This is a genomic window from Citrobacter sp. VF227 (assembly GCF_052950715.1).
Map to the genome: position 1 here is coordinate 1 of NZ_JBRFVF010000216.1, position 546 is coordinate 546.

The window sequence follows — 546 nt, forward strand, 5'->3', positions numbered from 1 at the left end:
CCCAGCGCAGGCCCTCGGGGGTGATCACGCCGGTCTCGCGGTCCTGGCCGACCTGGCCGGAGGGCTCGCGCCGGGGCTGCAGGCCAATCTGCACGCCGCCGCGGCCGTTGCCCAGCACCACGGCGAGCGGCCAGGGGGCCACGTCGCCGAGCGCCGGAACCTCGGCCGCCGCCATGCCCCAGTCGCGCCCGGTCAGGTCGACCTTGGTGACCGGACCGCGCCAGCCATGGGCCTGGTCGTAGCGCACGAGGCCGTCGACCAGAGCCTTGCGGGCCCAGGCCTGCATCTTCGGGTCGAGGGTCGTGCGCACCGAGAGGCCGCCCTCGTAGAGCTTCTTCTCGCCGTAGCGCTCGGAGATCTCGCGGCGGACCTCCTCGGTGAAGTAGTTGGCGTTGGCGGCGTTCGGGAAGGCGACGCGCGGGTTGACGCCGAGCGGCATCTTCTTGGCGGAATCCGCCTCCTCCCGGGTGATGTAGCCGTTCTCCGCCATCAGGCGGATGATCTCGTTGCGGCGGTCGAGGGCCGCCTGGGTCTTGCGGTAGGGGT

The 546-nt window shown here is 72.3% G+C and carries 1 pseudogene; it reads right to left on the reverse strand.

What is annotated here, in order from left to right:
- A pseudogene (locus ACU8YC_RS25975) lies at positions 1-546 on the reverse strand (hypothetical protein); the annotation flags it as partial.